Below are 19,283 nucleotides of genomic sequence, written 5' to 3' on the forward strand. Positions count from 1 at the left end.
AGCTCCTATTCAAGTATCTAAAATGACAAACGGGAAACACTCTTCTAAAAATCAATTATTTTACGAAAAAAAGGACTGCATAGCCTGTAAAAATATGGATAAAAAGTCCTTTTTATAGGCACGAAAAAAATTGCTCAACAAAAAAAGCCCGCCTTATAAAGGCGAGCATCTTTAAATAAAAATTTAAGATTTATTCATCTTTCTTGGACTTCTTACCATAAGATCCGTAATGACCATAACCGTAACCATAACCGTAGCCATAACCGTAACCATAGCCATAACCGGTTCTATGTTCGCAATGGTTCAAAATGAACGCCTTCGGCTTATCGGTATAACGGTTCAAGTTCTGCAAGGATTCCTTGATAGCGTCCATAGAATGCAACCCATAGTGCAAAACAATGAGGTTGATATCAACTAGAGGCGCAATCATGTAAGCATCAGCCAACAAACTTGTCGGTGGAGTATCAATAATAATCTTATCATACTTCGGACGCATTTCATCTATAAGATTTTTAAAACTTTCGCCACGCAGAAGTTCAAATGCGGCCAACTTAAACTTACCCGATTCAAGAATATCGAAATCCTTAATACCACTCTTTCTATAAACGCATTCTTCGAAGGATCTCTTACCCATGAGAACATCCGTAAGTCCAATATGTGTAAAGCGACAAGAAGCTTTACGCATGTCAGCATCAATATACAGAACCTTTTTACCCACAAGAGCAAACGAAGCAGCGAGGTTCAATGACACAAAGCTCTTACCCACGTGAGGAACAAGACCTGCTACCATGATAACCTGATGTTCCTTGTTCACGTTAAACGAAAAGTCAATTGCAGTAAGAATAGAACGAATCGATTCACTAATCGTGTCTTCCGGATTTTGCTGCACAAAAATTTGAGCCTTGGAACGAAGTTTGTTCGGATGTTCAGGAACTCTTGCAAGCACGCTAACATTCGTTTCACGTTCAATTTCAGTAACACTACGAACGCCATTACGCATCATGCGCATGAGGAATACCCAAAGAATACCAAGCATAAGGAATGCAGCGACAGAACAAATGATAATGTTTATCTTCTTGGGCTTGCTCGGAATGGAATCCATCTGAGCAAAGTCAACTATACGAACGTTACCCACTTCACCAGCACGGACAATGCGTAACTGCTGGACGTTGTTCAACATGTTCGTATAAATTTCACTATTAACAGCAACATCTTCCTTAAGACGCGCCACTTCTTGTTGAGTAAGCGGCATCTTTTCAGCATTCTTTTTCAACTTTGCAATTTCAGCTCTGAGTTTATTCTGCTGCTTAACAATCGTCTGCACATTAGGATGTTCCTCTTTGAACAAACGAGTTGCAGCCTGACGTTGCTGTTCCAATTCCAGCAACTGCTTTTGCAAATCAGATTCCTTGTGCAAGTGAGCCTGTGTTTCGCCCGTCATATCCACAGAACCGATGCTAAAGCGGTAATCCGCCAAAACTTTTTCGACACTATCCAATTTAGCTTTGACACCAGGGAGTTGCTTTTCCAAAAATTCAAGAGTCTTTGCAGCTTCGGCACTTCTCATCTCGACATTCTGGCGCAAATAAGTTCTTGCAATCGTATTAAGGATGGAAGCAGCTCTATCAGAATAATGATGATTGTAGCTTGCTTCAATAATACCCGTTTGTTTGCCTTTTTCACTGACCTTTAGGGCTTTCTTTAAGTCAGCAATCGTCCTTAATTCGCTATCTTGAGAAAGCCTAAACATCTGGCCAGGCAGCGCAAGCATTTTAGACACGCGAATATCAAGAGTATCTCCGCCATAGCCAGCTCTAGCCAATTCGCCAATTTTTGCAGTCAACAAGACCTGCTCGTCAGGAGAAATAACTTCAAATGAATCCAAAGCAATTGCTCTTGCCATCCATTTTTCTTCACGTGCAATTTCAGGAATGTAAAGCGAATCCAAGTCCATACGCCCTTCACGATGGAAGAAACGATCGCCAGCCCCCACTGGAGTAGCCTTGAAACAAAGATGTTCAGCATTAACAACATAGTTCAAGACCATACGACTTTTGATAAGTTCTATTTCAGCATCGGCAGGACTAGCCACATCAAGAAGTGCACCCATGTCCCCCATAGCCTTGCCAGCCTTGTTACCTTTGACATCTATCTGCAAAAGAACGTCACTCGTAAATTGCGGACGAAGCCAATTTGATATGGCAAACCCAATAGCGGCACCACAGAGGACGAACATCAGCAGGGTGAACTTTTTGCCCCAAAGAATCATTATTGCTTCGAGCAAAGTGATTGTATCGTTAGCCTGAGACGCTTGAGTTGCGACTTGGCCTATAACTTGTTTTTCTTCTTTTTCAGACATACCATTTCCTGAGAATTAGGCAAAACAATCTAATGTTTTTTGGGTAATGTAGCCTATTTATCACAAAAATAGATTATTTCAATTTATCTGTCATTTAATATTTGTCGTTTTAACAAAAAAAATAAGAAAATTATACAAAATTCATTTAAAAAAAAAGAATCCATAATGCATACACAATATGGATTCTTTTCTAAGTGAGGATGTACCCAATCGGAATTATTGGATACATCCATTCCTAACTACTTATAGAGATTGCACGTCCTTATTTTGTGAACGGAACGAGTTCTACGCGACGGTTCTCGGCTCTGCCCGCCTTAGTGTCGTTGTCGGCGATCGGCTTAGAGCTACCATAACCAACAGCACGGAGACGATCCTTTTCAACACCACGCTTCTTGAGATAGGTCACGACAGCCTTGGCTCGATTTTCGGAGAGCTTCTGGTTCTTCTTGTCAGAACCCTTGTTGTCCGTATGACCCTGCACTTCAAGGTTAGCTTCAGGAATCTTCTTCATCAATTCTGCGATATCCTTGAGCGTACTATAGCTGCTCGTGGTAAGCTTTGCAGAACCAGTCTTGAACTGAATACCCTTCTTGAACTGATCGAGGTCTTCCTTCTTGTTCAGCGGGCAACCCTTTTCATCAACGCGAACGCCTGGGAGTGTATTCGGGCACTGATCAATAACATCAGGTACGCCGTCCTTATCGAAGTCAGGCAAGCAACCGAGAGAGTCAACAGAGTAACCAGCCGGAGTACCCGGGCACTTGTCCTTAAAGTCAGCAATGCCATCCTTATCCGTATCGAGCAAGCAGCCGAGGGAATCAACTTCAACGCCAGCCGGAGTATTCGGGCACTTGTCGAGGAAGTCAGGCACGCCATCCTTGTCAAAGTCAAGCGGGCACCCCGAAGCATCAACAGTGATGCCTACCGGAGTATTCGGGCACTTGTCCTGAGCGTCGCCAACGCCATCCTTATCAAAGTCAAGCATACAACCAAGAGAATCAACAGCGATGCCAGCCGGAGTATTCGGGCACTTGTCCTTGAGATCGACAATGCCATCCTTGTCAGAATCTACGCGAGCAAGAGAATCTGCCAAAGCACGTTCGCGAGCAATAGCAATAGCATCTTCAACTGGGCAACCATCAGCATCGACTTCAAGCCCCCTTGCAGTACGAGCGCACTTATCGTCACCATCCGGGACACCATCACCATCCGTATCCTTCGGCGTTCTCTTTGCATCAAGAGCAATGCTCAAGAGTGCTGCACCGGAAAGAAGCGGGGCGCTAGCATAGCCATAAGAGACTCTTTCACCATGTTCGCCAACATAGTAAATCGTGTGATCTTCACCACCCTTGACATCTTCATCATGATCAAAGCCGGTCTTGAACAGACGGACAGCCACTTCAAGGCCGATAGCAAATTCAATGTTATACGGGAGATGGAAGCGGAAACCCGGAGTGATGAGCATCGGATCCACCATCGGGTCAAACTTGTATCTGCCAACACTCTGGAGACGCATTTCCGCAGAGAATTCGAGGAACGGAGTCATCCACGGAAGAGCGAGCCAGTTGATACCCGTACTATAGACAAGCGTATTGGTTTGGTCATTATTGATTGGATAAACGTAACTTGCAGCGAGGTTCCACGTAATCGGCGCCCCCACCTTGGTAAAATCGAACGAGAATGCGAGACCCGCACCGAAGACAAAATCGTCAGCGGTGAACGGATGCGTATATCCATTTCCATTCAAGTACCAAGTATGGCGAGGACGCACACCGGCACTTATTTCACCAGTCGGGATGTAAAGGTCAAGCATAAGGGCTGTTTTGAAGAATCCCGAACTGTCAGAAGCAAACGGAAGACCAACCTTAGCAAAGAGATCTAGGTCGCCACGGCTTGTAGTCCACATGTTCGCAGCACCGCTAGGACCGTTGGAGTTAGCATGTTCATAGTACACCGGAAGAGAAGCTCCGATATCGATGAAATCCAACACGCCCACACTTACAAAAAAATTGCCGGCCTGAGAGTAATCTACGTCATTGAACGAATACTTTTTCCCGTTCATTTCATAGACACCACCACGAGACAAGCCCCAGGAACCAAACGAAATGTTTCCGCCTGTACCAAAGTTGACCTGCCATTGTCCCAGAGTTTTTGCATTAATTTGATGCAAACCTTCTGAGCCGCCCATGATTCCAGCCTGAGCAAAGGCGAGAGTTGTTGTTAGCAACGCTAACGAAGCGACCTTCTTCATTGTTTATCCCTCTTTTGAGATTGATTGGTTGTTGAAATCTATTTGTTCTTTCCCACTCGAATTATCATCTTTATTAGAATCTTTCAGGCTCGACTGCTGTAAAACAGTCCTATTAAATTCCTCCGGAGTTGTAAACGTCGGAACGATTTCATGCAGAGCCCGAATTGCAACCTCATCATTATTTTCAGCTGCAGCACCTTTCAATTTCCACAATTCATTAATAAACTTAGATGTATCGATATCGATCTGCTTACCTATAAATATAAGTTTATTCTTAGTTTTTTCAAGTCCTTCTTCATCCATCAAAAGCTCTTCTTTAATCTTTTCACCCGGACGAAGACCAGTGAACTTGATTGGAACATCTTTATATGGAACCTTGCCATACATGCGAATCAAGTTTTCGGCAAGCGTCACAATCTTTACAGGCATGCCCATATCGAGCACAAAGATTTCACCACCATGAGCGATACTAGCAGCTTCAAGCACAAGGCTTACAGCTTCAGGAATCGTCATAAAGTAGCGAATAATATCGGGATGCGTCACCGTTACAGGCTTACCTTGTTCAATTTGACGTTTGAACAGCGGAATCACGCTTCCATTACTGCCGAGCACATTGCCAAAGCGCGTGACAACAAATTCTGTATTGCTGTCTTTCTGCAAAGACATAAAGCGGACAATCATTTCACAGCAGCGTTTCGAAGCACCCATGACGTTAGTCGGGTTCACCGCCTTGTCGGTACTAATCATCACAAACTTCTTTACGTTGTTAAACATCGAAAGTGTTGCCACATTGAACGTTCCAACAACGTTATTCTTAATTGCTTCCATTGGATTATTTTCCATCAACGGAACATGCTTATGGGCCGCAGCATGGAAAATCACTTCCGGATGATATTTCTTGAAAATCTGGTTCATGCGGAAATAGTCACGGACTGAAGCGATAATCGTCACCAAATTCAACGACTTACCATATTCCATCACAAGTTCTTGCTGGATATCATAAGCATTGTTTTCGTAAATATCGACAATGATAACTTGCCTAGGATTGTATTTGGCGATCTGACGAACAAGTTCGCTACCGATGCTACCACCACCGCCAGTCACCATACAGACTTTATCTTCAATATAGGCGCGAATATCCTTGTTGTCAAATTTGATAGGATCGCGGCCAAGCAAATCTTCAACCTTGATATCGCGAATCTGAGTTGCAAAATTAGTCGTACCATTACCGACATTGGAGCTGTCCAAAAGATTTCCGATAAAAGGAAGCACCTTCACCGGAAGTCCGGTCTTGCTACAGATATCCAAAATAGTCTGACGATCTTTAGGAGGGCAGCTCGGAATGGCAAAAAGAATTTGTTCAATATTTTCAAGTTTTGCAATTTTGGGAATATCGCTAGTACCGCCAGCAACAAGCACGCCTTCAAACGGCTTGCCAATTTTATAACGGTCGTCATCCATAAGGCAGACGGGATAAATTTCAGCCGCAGCGGATGTTTCAAGTCCCTTTTCGGCATCATTCGAACTATAACGAATTTCATCCAACAAAAGCTTTGTCGCATTACCCGCACCAATAATCATGGTACGCCTTTTCCGTCCTTCGATTCGTCCAGTTTCAGTAAGAGTAATGAACGCATTCCTGAACATGTATCGAAAGAGCGAGACGCCAATACACGCCATTATCATTTGCGCGATAGCGAACTGCCAGTGCAGGTCACCTCTAACGATATAAAAAAACACCTGCGTTACGAGAATACCGACAAAGACTCCTTTAACGCAACTCAAGTAGTCAGAACGATTTAAGTATCTCCATAGTTTGTTGTAAGCGCCAAAAAAGAGCAAACTTCCAAAGCACATGAGTACGCTCAAAAAGAAAATTGCCAGTAAATCGGTTTTTCTAATGGGATCTATAGATGAAGGGGATAAAGAAAGGAAGAAGCTTGAAAAAAGGCCGGCAACAACAACGATAAAACCATCCGCTAACGCTAAAATACGTTTACGAACTCTAAAATTAACAAACAGTTGTGTTATTTTCGCCATGTTTATATTCATACTTTGTATCTGCTTTTTGTAAAATATCACTTAAAAATTAGTTATAAAATTCTACCAATGCAAGGTAGAACGGACAAAAAACGCCCTTATATCGCCAAAAGTCAAGTCTATTTCGAATGAAGCATACCTCCCGATATAGCTAAATGAGGGTGAAATTGTGTATTGGAGTGGTGCTCCTTGAATAAATTTCTTGCGTTGCGTCTTATACGGATCATCAATATCGCTGCCATAATCAATCCCTTTCCAAAGCCACTTGTTATGGAGTCCGAAAAAGAACTTGGCAGCACGATTCCAATGGAGCTGACCATACAGAGTCCAATCAATGGCTAGAGAGTTCGGACCGTTTGGATTGCCCAACGGAAGTCCCAAATGCGCAATCTGAGCTCGAGCCGTATCGTAATGGCAATAGACAAACGGTTCTACACGCGCAATTTCAGCGATAGACCCAAGTTGAAGCAACTTATTTTTCACTTCTGTGTCATGAGCAACTTGCATACCGAACATAGCCGCCCAACGGTTATTGCTGTAACGGTTCTGATAAACAGCATAAGGCGATTCCATGTCGTCAAGGAAGAACTCGCCATAGAGACGAGCTTTCTTGAATAGCTGAACGTTCATGTCAAAAGCGAGCGCCCCATTGTTCACACGTTCAGAATAGTTACCCTTTTCAATAAATAGTGGCACAATGGGAACAAAGAGCCACGGTTTATTCTCATTGTAAAGAATTTGAAGTTCAGAAATGCCTAAAGTAAATTTTCCCAAAGCGAGCTCATAACGATGACCATAAAAATTGCGATCATTCAAATTATCTTTGCTGTAGCTCCAGGAATTCACACGAAAGTCGGCATAGACGCTATAAATACGCAAAGGACCAAAAATGAGATCCACTGAAAGCATATTATACGGAAGCGCAAACTGGTTGAGCGAAAGGTTATTGTAGTATCCGGGCCCCCAGTGCAAGACATCACGAGCTAGCTGAGCACGAACCCAACCATAGTTAAGCCCAAGGTGAGCACGATAGCGAGCATAACTCACATAGTCAATTCCACCATCGCCCTTATCCTTAGACTGGACATCAAAAACTTCATGATCATAACTTTTCGGCTTTTTAGCAGCATGACCTTCAGAATAAATTCTCGCATCAAGGTCAAAATCGAGAGAATCGGCAAAGCCACGAATGAAAAGCCCTCCATCAATAGCGGGCCAAATTGTATCGCCCAACGCAGACGATGACTTGTAATCGATTCCGAGAATCGGACTTACAGCAATCGCAAACTTGTGAGAAGAACCACTATCGCTTTTAAAGAACACCATTGCATTGGAATTATTCTTTTCGAAATTCTTATGGAACGTCGTATCGCGACGCGGATAAGTGAAAAAATGATTTTCCTCACCAACCGTCTGGCGATGGTATTCCATAAGCATCGGAGCATAATCCAGTCCGCGCAAGTTGCGAGTTCGTTCCGAACCAAAGACCGGAGAGCGTCCCGATTCGGCAAAAACCATCGTCGTTAAAGCAAGGGCCACTAGAAATGCTCTCATAAACACCTCTCGAATGAATTATTCCTCGGCATCTTTGTCAATGACTTCGGCAGCAGAATCACCGCGAAGCGCTACTAGACGGACGCCATCAAGCGTCAAGTAAGGATCGTACGTATCAATGATTTTGGTGTGTCCCACAACAGTACGCCCCCATCCACCCGTAGCAAACACAGGAACATCCTTTTTTCCCATTTCATGCTTGATTTTTGCAACAAGCGTTTCAAGTTCGGCCATGAATCCAAACAGGAGTCCGGCACGAATGGCATCGTCAGTATTGTTGGCAATGAGATTTTTTGGCCATTCAATGCTAACAGGCAGGAGTCGAGCCGCTTTTTCGGTAAGCACGTCCAAGCTTGCGCTAATCCCAGGAATGATGATTCCACCGGCAAATCCACCATCCTTCATTACGTCAAAAGTGGTTGCCGTACCCATATCAATAACGATAGCATCTGAAAAGCCGCGTTCCCGAAGAGCGATTACATTGCAAAGGCGGTCGGAACCAAGCGAGCTCGGATTTGGATACGCAATTGGACAATTGAGACAATTTGAGGAACTCACCACTTGTACCGGGCGCTTGAGAAGCGTTTGCAAAGCTTTGACCCACGGGCGTTCCAACGAAGGCACCACAGTAGAAAGTCCTACATGCGTAACCGATTCCGGCTTGATTTTTGAAAAATGAATGAGACCACCAACACGGTTCATCACTTCATCAGAAGTCGTTTCCTTACGAGTCGTAAGCCTCCAATGATCCACAACTTTGTCATCTTTGAATATACCAAGAACGGTATGCGAGTTACCCACATCGACAACAAACGACAAAGATTTTTTCAAATTCTTTTTCATCGTAGCGAAATATAGTAAATAACAGGTTATAGGTTTCAGGGTTTAGGTTTTAGGAATAGAATCATGCACTTCGTGTATCCATATAAGGTGGCGAAGCCACAATTATAAACCTAATACCTAACTCCTATCCCCTAATACCTAAAAACGCTTGTTTCAGTTCACGCGTCGCGAGTTCTGGGTCCGCGGATTTCATAATAGCCGAGACCGCACAAATTCCAGCAATTCCGGAGCCCTTGAGAACATCTATGTTGTTCTTATTCAAACCTCCAATAGCATTAACCTTAATCGGAACCGCCTTCACGATTTCCTTGAGCGTATCAACGCTAGTGAGTATAGTGATTACCTTTGTCGTTGTTGGGTAAATAGCGCCGACACCAAGATAGTCTGCGCCTTGCTCGTAAGCCTCTAGAGCCTGCGGAACGGTCTTTGCTGTCGCACCAATTATTTTATCTGCACCCATCAATTGACGAGCGGTCTTCACCGGCATGTCCGTCTGTCCAACATGCACACCTTCAGCATCGACCGCTAGAGCCACATCAACGCGATCATCAATAATCAACGGTATATTATAACGCTTCGTAATTTCGTGCGTTGCCGATGCAAGTTCAATATATTCGCGTGTCGTGCGGCTTTTTTCGCGAATTTGAATGAGCGTCGCTCCCCCTTTGCAGGCCGATTCAACGACCGACAAGAAGCGTTCTGGAGGTACGGAAGTACTATCCGTAATGAAATAAAGCGTAGTATCAAACGATTTCATATTGCCCAAATTAGCAAAAAAACGGCATTTCCACATTGGAATACTTCCTTCTAGAATTTAAAAGTGCGTCATGTCACTTTTAAATAATTTTTTTTTATGTATATTTCCCCAAAAGCAGCAAAATTGTTTTGCATTTCTAAAAAATATGATTCAATGAGGCTGATTATGACTAATTCAAATATAAAATCTCGTCGAGGGGTGACAATCATCGAGCTCATGGTGGTTTTTGCAATCATGGGTTTCTTAGCAACGGTCGCATTACCGAATTTATTTGGAGTAGCGGAAAAAACACGTGAAAAAGTAGATTTGATGAAACTATACTACTTGAGAGATGCATTAAACAAGGCTCTGATTGAAGACCTGGATGCATTTTCAAAGTACACGCCAGCATCCGCAAGTAAAACAAAAGCAGCAAATTTAGCAACAAATCTTTCAACGGGTCTTTCATCAGATAAAGGAGCAACTTTATTTGTAATAGAATTGCATAATGCAACATCTATAAATGTCCAAGGTAGCCACGATAAAGCCAATAATAAAATTGGCGGCCAATCAATTAACATTTGCGAACTGATTGGATCATCAGGAACATGGTACAATGCCCTTAAAGAAGCACGTTTTGAAGGAGTCGCAGACATTGTTGCAGCACGACTTGCAGGAAAAGAGAAACTAGGGGGAGAAACATTCACATCAACATTCTACTCCCCTGATGGCAAACAAGAATGGTATCGCACAGCCCCAAAACAACCCTTATTTATAAGCAAAGCTCTCAACCGTGGTAAAGAGAACGCCAATACTCGATATACGATGAGCGTCCAATGGACTCCTGGTAATGAAGGATTTGGTGTTGAAGTGTTCCTAAATCCCCATAATGGAAACTGGCAATCGGCATTCAAATCTGATCACGGAGTTTGCTTCTCTACTTACGGCAGAAAGGGTTGTAGAAATAGCAGATAAAAGATTAGCTGTTAAGTCATTTGTCATTAATTTCTAAAAAGTCCCACTCATAACTGATGGGGCTTTTTTACATTCTTTTTAAAGGTCGGAAAAACTGAAGTTTCGTTACAAATCCCAGTTTACCAGCCTCTAAACGTACAAATAATCGTTCAGCACGGGCTGCATGCCTTCGCCGCTCATGTCGGCATACATCTTGTCGATACTGCGGCCATCGTTGATTTCGAATTGCTCATCGCCGCCTTCCCCATCGTCGTGACCGCTGTATTTGCTTTCGTGGTCGCCAATACCGGTCGAGACGCCTGCAGAAACCTTCGTTGCGGCTATTTTCACGATGCCGTTGCGGAATTCCTTGCTTTCGCGGCTCGAAACCGTAATGCCCACAAACGGAAGGAATATGCGGTAAGCACAAAGCACCTGGCAAAGTTCCTTTTCGTGAACATCGAGCGGACTGATCTTTTCGTTGTTCACAATCGGACGGAGACGTGGACAGCTTAGGCTCATTTCGGCATGCGGATATTTCTTTTGTAAGTAATACACATGCAGAGCGCTTGCGAGTGCGTCACGGCGGAAATCCGAAAGGCCAAGCAATGCAGAGAAACCGCAACCACGCATGCCGCCCATCAACGCTCGTTCCTGAGAATCAAAGCGGTACGGAAATACGCGCTTGTGACCGAGTAAATGAAGTTGTTCATAACGTTTACGATCGTAGGTTTCCTGGAACACCGTCACGTAATCAACACCGCATTCGTGCAGATACTTGTATTCATCAACGTTCACCGGGTAAACTTCGACACCCACGAGCTTGAAGTACTTGCGGGCAAGCTTGCAAGCTTCGCCGATGTATTCGACACTGCTCTTTGCGCGGCTTTCGCCCGTGAGCAACAAAACTTCTTCCATGCCGCTATCGGCGATGACCTTCATCTCATGCTCAATCTGTTCCATGTTCAGCTGCATACGCTTGATGTGATTGTAGCAGTTGAAACCGCAATAGACACAGTAGTTTTCGCAGTAGTTCGCAATGTAGAGCGGCGTAAAGAGATAGACGTTGTTGCCGAAATGGCGACCCGTCTCAATCTTTGCCTTGGCAGCCATCTGTTCAAGGAACGGAGCGGCAGCTGGAGAAAGCAAAGCCTTGAAATCTTCAATAGAGCATGTGTCGTGCTGCAGAGCAAACTGCACATCGCGCGCCGTATATTTGGACGCATCGTAGCTATCGAATGCAGCCAGAACCTTGTCGCGGATATCGGAATGAATCACTTCCATTCCCGGCAAGTATTCCATGATGTCCGTACGGACAGACGGATCTGTTTCGATCCTGTGCTTGCGTTCTAAAGCCGCCGGCGAGAGATTTCCAGAATCAAAAAAGTAATTGTTGTCTTTGCGTTCGTTTTCCATAAGTCAATAGCCGTTAGTCAATAGTCAATGTTAGGTTATAGGTTGTAGGCTATAAGGGCTAGATTAGATAGGCACCTTCGGTGCAATTATTTTCCTAAAACCTAATACCTAAGACCTAGTACCTAAAAAATCAGTCCCTCAAGAATCCGGTGAGGGGATCGGAGGCAGATGCGCCACGGGAAAGCACACGGCCAAGCCCGGCAAGGTAAGCCTTGCGGCCTGCTTCGATTGCAAGCTTGAATGCAGAAGCCATCTGCGTGATATCGCCTGCCGTTGCAAGGGCGGTATTTGCCATAATGGCAGCAGCGCCCATTTCCATGGCAGCACAAGCTTCGGACGGTTTGCCGATGCCTGCATCCACGATAATCGGGAGTTCGATTTCGTCAATCAAAATCTGGATAAAGTCTTTAGTGCAAAGGCCCTTGTTCGAACCAATCGGAGATGCAAGCGGCATCACGGCTGCAGCACCTGCATTCACGAGGTCGCGAGCCACGTTCAAGTCCGGGTACATGTAAGGCATCACCACGAAGCCTTCCTTCGCAAGCGTTTCAGTAGCCTTGATGGTTTCGGCATTGTCCGGGAGCAAGTACTTGGTATCGCGCATGATTTCGATTTTCACGAAGTCGCCGCAACCGAGTTCACGAGAAAGCCTAGCGATGCGGACAGCTTCTTCGGCATTGCGAGCGCCCGACGTGTTCGGCAAAAGCGTGACGTTTTTCGGAATGTAGTCGAGGATATTTTCGTGTTCCTTCGTGTTTGCACGGCGAACGGCAAGCGTTACAATCTGAGCGCCTGCATCCTTGACCGCAGCTTCAATGAGCTTGAGGGAATACTTTCCAGAACCGAGAATAAAACGAGAATCAAATTCATGACCGCCAATAACAAGTTTGTCAGAATTCATTTGCATGTCCTTTATGTTAAACTTCTAGACCGGCAATAATCCGGATAATCGTGAGCGCCTCATGCGCTGCGCAAATCTGCACGCGTGGGGCGAGGAGCGCAAGCCCTTGAGTCACGTCGCTCTTGCCATCGCCACAGAGGTAAAAACGTTTTGAAATCTTGCGCGTTTTGATGGAATTCGCATCGTCCGCGCCCGCCATTCCAGAGGCGGCGACGAGATACTTTTGCGGATACTTTTCAAGCACGGCGTTTACAAGCATCGATTTTGCTTCGGGATTGTCAAACGCTTCGCATACAACGTCGGCGTTAGCCACGAACTTGTCGATGTTTTCTTCCGTGATTTTTTCATCGTACGCTTCAAGTTCGATGTACGGTGCAATTTCTTTCAAGTTCTCAACGAGAGCAAACGCCTTGGGTTCTCCGACTTGAGAAGCCTTGTACTGCTGGCGTTGCAAGTTCGTCACGTCAACACGGTCAAAATCCACGAGAATAAGCTTCTTGACGCCCGCACGAGCAAGATTAATGGCGACATTAGAGCCTAGTCCACCTACGCCACAAATAACGACTGTAGCTTGTTCCAGTTTCTGAACGATTTTTTCGCCCTGCTTTTGTACGAGTGCGCGTCTGAACTCTTCCCTGCTCGGGATTCGAACGCTTTCCATCACCCGCCTCCAACAAAGTTCACAACTTCAACAACATCCCCCGCTTCGAGGACTACTTCAGCGTACTTAGACTTGGGGACGATTTCCAAATTGCGTTCAACGGCAATGCGCTTTGTATCGTAATTCGCGGACGCCAAATATTCGGCAATGGTCATGCCTGCTGCCGTGACGTTTTCACCGTTGATTTTGACTGGATTTGAGTTCAATGGAACCTCCCTACGTTGGCATTATCCAAATCAGGTTCGGTCGAAGTTTTCAACTTCCTCTCAGCCCGTTCTACGAGCTCCCGTAAACACGATAAAATTAACTTTTGAAGGGGTATTTGGCAAGTAACTTGGGACTTTGTCATGCTTTTTCTAAAAGCAAAAATGCCCCGCGGAGTAGCGGAGCATTTCAAAGTTTTTCGAGAAGTAGAATTACTTTGCCTTAGCAAATTTCTTAGAGGCGGCCTTGACCTTCGGATCGTTCTGTGCGTCCTTGATCTTCTGCTTGATACCATCTTCGATGGACTTCTTGAGCTTTGCAGCAAGGTTGGGGAAACGTTCTTCCAGGGAATCACTAAAGATAGCCGGCTTCTTAGCAGCAGGAGCACCACCCTTGCGCTTGCCGTTGAACGGACGCTTTTTCTTGGACGGAGCCTTCTTTACTTGAGATTTTTCTTGGGATTTTGTTTCCTGAGGCTTAACTTCTTCTGTGGATTTGACTTCTGCTTCTTCTGCCATAAATATACCTCTTGGAAAATTGTTAGAATTGTCGCGCCCAAAAATAGTAAAAATTTGGAAAAATGCAAGTGAGAGGTTAGGGGTTAGGTATTAGGTTTTAGGGGTTAGGGTAAATAATCATTTGCTACGCAAATTTTTAAAGGGCGGCGAAGCCGCGACTATTTCCCTATAACCTGTAACCTAAAACCTACGACCTATTTTCCAGCCAATGCGCGAGGACGGTGATGTCAGCGGGGCGCACTCCAGGAATCCGGCTTGCCTGCCCGAGCGTAAGCGGCTTGTGGGCGTTGAGGCGCTGGCGGCTTTCAATGCTGATGGCTGTAATGGACATGTAATCGAAGTCCGGCGAGAGCTTGACCTTTTCCATCTTCTTCTGGTCGTCAATTTCGCGTTCCTGGCGGTCAAAGAAACCGGCATAGAGCTCTTCGGCATACATGTACCACTGGTCACGGCGCGTGATTTTAGCATCCGGTGCAGCCACCTTGAAGAACGTTTCGGGATCGATTCCCGGACGGCGGAGCACGTTAATCCAGCGTGTGCGTTCGGAGGCAAGAGCCTGACCGCCAGCTTCAAGAATCGTATTTGCTTCTTCCGGCGTGGCGGACGTTTCCGTAAATTGAGTCTTGAGGCTTGCCATAAGGTTGCGACGGCGGTTCCAATCGAACCAGTCGCGGTCGCTAATCATGCCGATTTTGCGGGCTTTTTCCTTGAGACGCATTTCAGCATTATCGCTGCGGAGGAACAGGCGGTATTCGGCACGGCTCGTAAACATGCGGTACGGTTCGTCAAGCAGAATATTCACAAGATCATCAATCATCACACCGAGGTAACTTTCGGAGCGTCCGAGAATAAACGGTTCTTCGCCCTTGACCTTAAGGGCTGCGTTGATGCCCGCCATAAGGCCCTGCCCTGCCGCTTCTTCATAACCGCTCGTGCCGCAAACTTGTCCCGCAAAATAAATTCCGGGAACATTCTTACATTCGAACGTCGGGTAAAGTTGCGTTGCATCGACAGAATCGTATTCTACAGCATAACCAATCTGAAGCACTTTCGCACGAGTGAGGCCCGGAATCGTATGGATGGCAGCAAGCTGGATGTCCGCCGGCAAGCTGGAGCTAAAACCGTTGATATAGACACGCCCGATGTCAGCCTGTTCCGGTTCAAGGAACAACTGGTGTCCATCGCGGTCGCCAAAACGGTTGATTTTGTCCTCAATGCTCGGGCAATAACGTGGTCCCTTGCCGTGAATACGACCGCTAAACATCGGGCTATCCTTGAAACCGCTTCGCAAAATGTCGTGCGTCTTGATGTTCGTGCGAGTAATCCAGCAAACGCAGTCGTTGCGGATAAACTTGTTGACTTGGTCACCCCAGAAATAGTTTTCATCGCGACCGGGAACTGTTTCCGCTAAATGACGGTCGCTCATCGGCCACGGATGTTCGTCGCCATGCTGCACATCGCATTCGTTAAAATCGATAGAATCTGGATCCAAGCGGCTCGGCGTACCCGTCTTCAAACGGCGCAAGCGAATTCCATTTTTCGCCAAGCACTCGGAGAGTTTGTCTGCACTGGGTTCGCCCACTCGCCCACCGACGCTCGTTTCAAGCCCTGTGAACATTTTAGAGGCAAGAAATGTCCCGCTCGTAATCACAAGCGCACGCGTGATGTAGCGGTCGCCATTCAAAAGCGTAAGTTCCAAACGCCCATCGTTCATGCGTTCAAACGCAGCAAGTTCTCCCTGGATCAGCGTGAGTCCCGGCAGACTTTCCATCGTTTCGCGGGCAACTTCGCTGTAATACTTCATATCGCATTGTGCACGCGGCCCCCAAACAGCAGGGCCCTTACTCATGTTGAGCATGCGGAACTGGATGCCCGCCTTGTCGGTCAAAAGCCCCATGAGGCCGCCCAAAGCGTCAATATCACGAACGATTTGGCCTTTGGCAACACCGCCCACAGCTGGGTTGCACGACATTCTGCCAATAGCGTTCAAATCCATCGTGAGCATGGCGGTTTTAACACCGATTTTCCATGCGGCATGAGTGGCTTCAATTCCGGCGTGACCACCACCGACGACAACGACATCAAATTCTGCGATAATCATAAATTTTTCTTTTGCGTTTCAAGCGACAATGCAATTTTTTTCGCAATTTAGAAATTTATGAAGTATTCGGCTATATAAAAAAACTCTACAAAAAAAGAACGCATCCCGCGATTACGAGATGCGTTTTCAAATTGTCATCCCATAGCTGTTACGGGATCGGCTTAAAGATTTTACTTTTTGGCCTTAGCGGACTTAGCTTCAGCCTTCTTTGCATCCGGCTTAGCATCCTGCTTGACTTCAGGAGCCTTAGCGGAATCCGCTTCAGGCTTCTTCACTTCAATCTTCCATTCAACGTTCTTACCTTGGAGGAGTTCTGCGATTTCCTTCTTCAAGTCGTCCTTTTCGCGTTCAAATGCGGCGTACTGCTTGTACGTGCCGTCCGGGTTCACGAGATAGACCTTCGGAACGTAGCCATCGCTATAGAGTTCACCGAACTGACGGGATTCGTCCCACATAACGCTGATGGATTCGTCGAACTTCGCATCATCGATGAAACGACGGATGCCCGGTTTATTGTTTCCGCCACTAGCAATGGAAACCGCTGTGAGGCCCTTCGGTACAAATTCCTTGGCGATTTCGAGAATCTGCGGAGCCGCATGAGCGCAGTGACCGCAAGTTGCAGAGAAGTAGAACATCAAGAGCGGCTTGCCCGCAAAAGCACTCAAGTTTTCGCCCTTCACGGTAATTCCCGAAGCCTTCACAGAGAAATTCATCTTGGCAGGCATACCGTTTGCAAGCGTATCGCCACGGAGACCGGCAACTTCGGCTTTGAGCTTTTCTTCCTCGGCTTGCTGCTTCTTTATCATTTCTTCACGAATGTTTTTCATCTTTTCGTTATAGCGATCGCCCACAGCCTTGAGGGAATCGTCCGAAAGGACCATTGCAAACGTCGTATCGCGAAGTTTCTTGCCTGCATCACGGACACCCAAAACAAAGTATTCACCGTCAAATTCAGTCTGGAACTGACGACCAATATTATAGAACTGACTACCAAACTGGAAACCGACGAGGTAAGAGAACTTTTGCTGTTCCGAAGCATCCGCAGCAAGCGTCACTTTAGCATTCTTCACTTCTGGAGCTGCGGTAATCGGCAACGCCTTACGAAGAGAATCAATAAGAGCGCGGCGCTGTTCATCATTCAAATCCTTGGCGCTAGAATCTGGCTGTGTCTTGAAATAGCGTTCACGCATAAGGTTCTGGATACGCCTGCTGACAGCAGCCAAAGAATCTTGAGAGAGTTGAACCTTAATCGTAGTGTCTTTTAAATTGCCATAAGCATCGCGAAACGCCTGGACAACAACGTCTTCGTCGATGCCTTCGCCCGTCTGCCAAGGAAGATTCGAGAAATTTTGGAGACCGAACTGGGCACCGAGCATGTAAGCAAATTTCTGGTCGTCTGCAGAATTCGGAGTAATAGCGGCAACCTTAGCAACCGGTTTTTGGGCTTCGCCGCAAGCGACAAGGGCAAGAGCAGCAGCACCAAGAGCAATCTTTTTCAATTTCATTTTAGAGACTCCTTAAAGTCAAAATCACTAGGAATGCAACATTCCTATTTTCGGTTCTTAATATAGCATATTTTTTTCAAGACGATGCATCAATTTTACGCAACATATCACGGACAAAGCCTTATTTGTCTAATAGGCAAAATTAACACTATCGGTATCTGTAATTTTATCTGTTATGATTATATGGGGGCAAAAATGCAAAAACACTTTTTTGTGATTTACTAGCAGAGCACTCTTTTGCTAAATTTTGCCTCGTAAAAATTTAAAAAGGTCATTACAATGAAACTCTCCAAGTATTTTTACGTGACGCTCCGCGAAACGCCGAGCGACGCCACCATGCCCAGCCACATCTTCTTGATGCGCGGCGGTTACATCAAGCCCGTCTCTACCGGTATCTATTCCATGATGCCGATGGGTTTCCGCGTGATCCAGAAGATCGTGAACATCATCCGCGAAGAAATGAACAAGATTGGCGGTATCGAAGTCGATTTGCCGGTGGTGCAGACCGCTGAACTCTGGAGCGAATCGGGCCGTTACCAGGCTATCGGTGAAGAACTGCTCCGCTTCAAGGATCGCAACAACCACAACATGGTGCTCGCCATGACGCACGAAGAGGCCATGACCGACCTCGTGCGCTACGTGCTCAACAGCTACAAGCAACTGCCGGTGATGCTCTACCAGTTCAAGACCAAGTACCGTGACGAAGCCCGCGCCCGCGGCGGCCTTATCCGCGTCCGCGAATTCTTGATGAAGGACGCCTACAGCTTCCACACCAGCCAGGAAGACCTGGACCGTCACTACCAGGAAGAATACGACGCTTATCTCCGCATCTACCGTCGCGTGGGCATTGAACCGGTGGTGGTGCAGAGTGATACGGGTATCATGGGCGGTAAGGTCGCTCACGAATTCATGCTCGACACTCCGAACGGCGAAGACTACTTGATTCTCTGCAAGAAGTGCGGCTACCAGGCCAACCGCGAAATCGCGAAGTTCCAGCGCGTGCCGTTCAAGGGCGACGAAAATGCAACGCTTGAAAAGGTCGCTACGCCGAACAGCGAAAGCATCGACGAACTCACCAAGTTCCTGAACGTGCCTGCCGAATCTACCGCCAAGTGCGTGTTCTTCGACTTCGAAGGCAAGCTCATCACGGTCGTTGTCCCGGGCAACCTCGACGTTTCCGAAATCAAACTCCACAACCTCCTGAAGGCGAAGGAACTTTACCCCGCCGAAGACAGCCTCA

The 19,283-nt window shown here is 46.1% G+C and carries 15 protein-coding genes and 1 riboswitch; of the genes, 2 read left to right on the forward strand and 13 right to left on the reverse strand.

Annotation, left to right across the window (positions count from 1 at the left end; all coding sequences use genetic code 11):
* Positions 1-190 precede the first annotated feature (190 nt).
* The 6 genes from IKG78_RS18765 to thiE all read right to left on the reverse strand — a co-directional run bounded on the left by IKG78_RS18765 (position 191) and on the right by thiE (position 9,804).
* The gene (locus IKG78_RS18765) at positions 191-2,359 is read right to left on the reverse strand and encodes a GNVR domain-containing protein (protein WP_290946376.1); all 2,169 of its coding nucleotides are present in this window, start codon (positions 2,357-2,359) and stop codon (positions 191-193) included.
* Between the two features lie 262 nt (positions 2,360-2,621).
* Positions 2,622-4,610, reverse strand: coding sequence for an OmpA family protein (locus tag IKG78_RS18770; protein WP_290946384.1), 1,989 nt, complete (start codon positions 4,608-4,610; stop codon positions 2,622-2,624).
* 3 nt (positions 4,611-4,613) lie between these two features.
* Complete coding sequence (locus IKG78_RS18775; protein WP_366075861.1) at positions 4,614-6,662, reverse strand: nucleoside-diphosphate sugar epimerase/dehydratase; 2,049 nt, start codon at positions 6,660-6,662, stop codon at positions 4,614-4,616.
* 51 nt (positions 6,663-6,713) lie between these two features.
* Positions 6,714-8,204, reverse strand: a complete 1,491-nt coding sequence (locus tag IKG78_RS18780) for a hypothetical protein (protein ID WP_290946395.1) — start codon at positions 8,202-8,204, stop codon at positions 6,714-6,716.
* Between the two features lie 18 nt (positions 8,205-8,222).
* Positions 8,223-9,047, reverse strand: a complete 825-nt coding sequence (locus IKG78_RS18785) for a type III pantothenate kinase (RefSeq protein ID WP_290946403.1) — start codon at positions 9,045-9,047, stop codon at positions 8,223-8,225.
* A 124-nt stretch (positions 9,048-9,171) separates the two neighbouring features.
* A complete protein-coding gene (gene thiE / locus IKG78_RS18790; protein ID WP_290946410.1) occupies positions 9,172-9,804 on the reverse strand; it encodes a thiamine phosphate synthase in 633 nt (210 codons plus the stop codon).
* Between the two features lie 165 nt (positions 9,805-9,969).
* On the opposite strand from thiE, the gene IKG78_RS18795 reads away from it, so the two are divergent.
* A complete protein-coding gene (locus IKG78_RS18795) occupies positions 9,970-10,758 on the forward strand; it encodes a type II secretion system protein (RefSeq protein WP_290946417.1) in 789 nt (262 codons plus the stop codon).
* 129 nt (positions 10,759-10,887) lie between these two features.
* On the opposite strand, the gene thiH is transcribed toward IKG78_RS18795, so the two are convergent.
* From thiH to IKG78_RS18830, 7 genes are all read right to left on the reverse strand, one after another.
* Positions 10,888-12,153 carry a 2-iminoacetate synthase ThiH gene (gene thiH, locus IKG78_RS18800; protein WP_290946419.1) on the reverse strand — a complete coding sequence of 422 codons (1,266 nt, stop codon included), beginning with the start codon at positions 12,151-12,153 and terminating at the stop codon, positions 10,888-10,890.
* Positions 12,154-12,283: 130 nt separating this feature from the next.
* Positions 12,284-13,054: a thiazole synthase gene (locus tag IKG78_RS18805; RefSeq protein WP_085490344.1), complete on the reverse strand. Its 771-nt coding sequence runs from the start codon at positions 13,052-13,054 to the stop codon at positions 12,284-12,286.
* A 16-nt stretch (positions 13,055-13,070) separates the two neighbouring features.
* Positions 13,071-13,715: a thiamine biosynthesis protein ThiF gene (thiF, locus tag IKG78_RS18810; RefSeq protein ID WP_290946424.1), complete on the reverse strand. Its 645-nt coding sequence runs from the start codon at positions 13,713-13,715 to the stop codon at positions 13,071-13,073.
* Positions 13,715-13,921: a sulfur carrier protein ThiS gene (thiS, locus tag IKG78_RS18815; protein ID WP_173562422.1), complete on the reverse strand. Its 207-nt coding sequence runs from the start codon at positions 13,919-13,921 to the stop codon at positions 13,715-13,717. The genes thiF and thiS overlap by 1 nt, the downstream gene beginning before the upstream one ends.
* Positions 13,912-14,015, reverse strand: a riboswitch (TPP riboswitch). Its footprint overlaps the gene before it by 10 nt.
* A 116-nt stretch (positions 14,016-14,131) precedes the next feature.
* A complete protein-coding gene (locus IKG78_RS18820; protein WP_290946432.1) occupies positions 14,132-14,437 on the reverse strand; it encodes a hypothetical protein in 306 nt (101 codons plus the stop codon).
* 187 nt (positions 14,438-14,624) lie between these two features.
* A complete protein-coding gene (gene mnmG, locus IKG78_RS18825; protein ID WP_290946440.1) occupies positions 14,625-16,538 on the reverse strand; it encodes a tRNA uridine-5-carboxymethylaminomethyl(34) synthesis enzyme MnmG in 1,914 nt (637 codons plus the stop codon).
* A gap of 170 nt (positions 16,539-16,708) precedes the next feature.
* Positions 16,709-18,043: an FKBP-type peptidyl-prolyl cis-trans isomerase N-terminal domain-containing protein gene (locus IKG78_RS18830; RefSeq protein ID WP_290946449.1), complete on the reverse strand. Its 1,335-nt coding sequence runs from the start codon at positions 18,041-18,043 to the stop codon at positions 16,709-16,711.
* Between the two features lie 279 nt (positions 18,044-18,322).
* On the opposite strand from IKG78_RS18830, the gene proS reads away from it, so the two are divergent.
* Positions 18,323-19,283 (forward strand): proline--tRNA ligase (proS, locus tag IKG78_RS18835; protein WP_290946458.1); only part of this gene is annotated, 961 nt, incomplete at its 3' end.

Source organism: Fibrobacter sp. (assembly GCF_017545445.1).
Taxonomy (GTDB): Bacteria; Fibrobacterota; Fibrobacteria; order Fibrobacterales; family Fibrobacteraceae; genus Fibrobacter.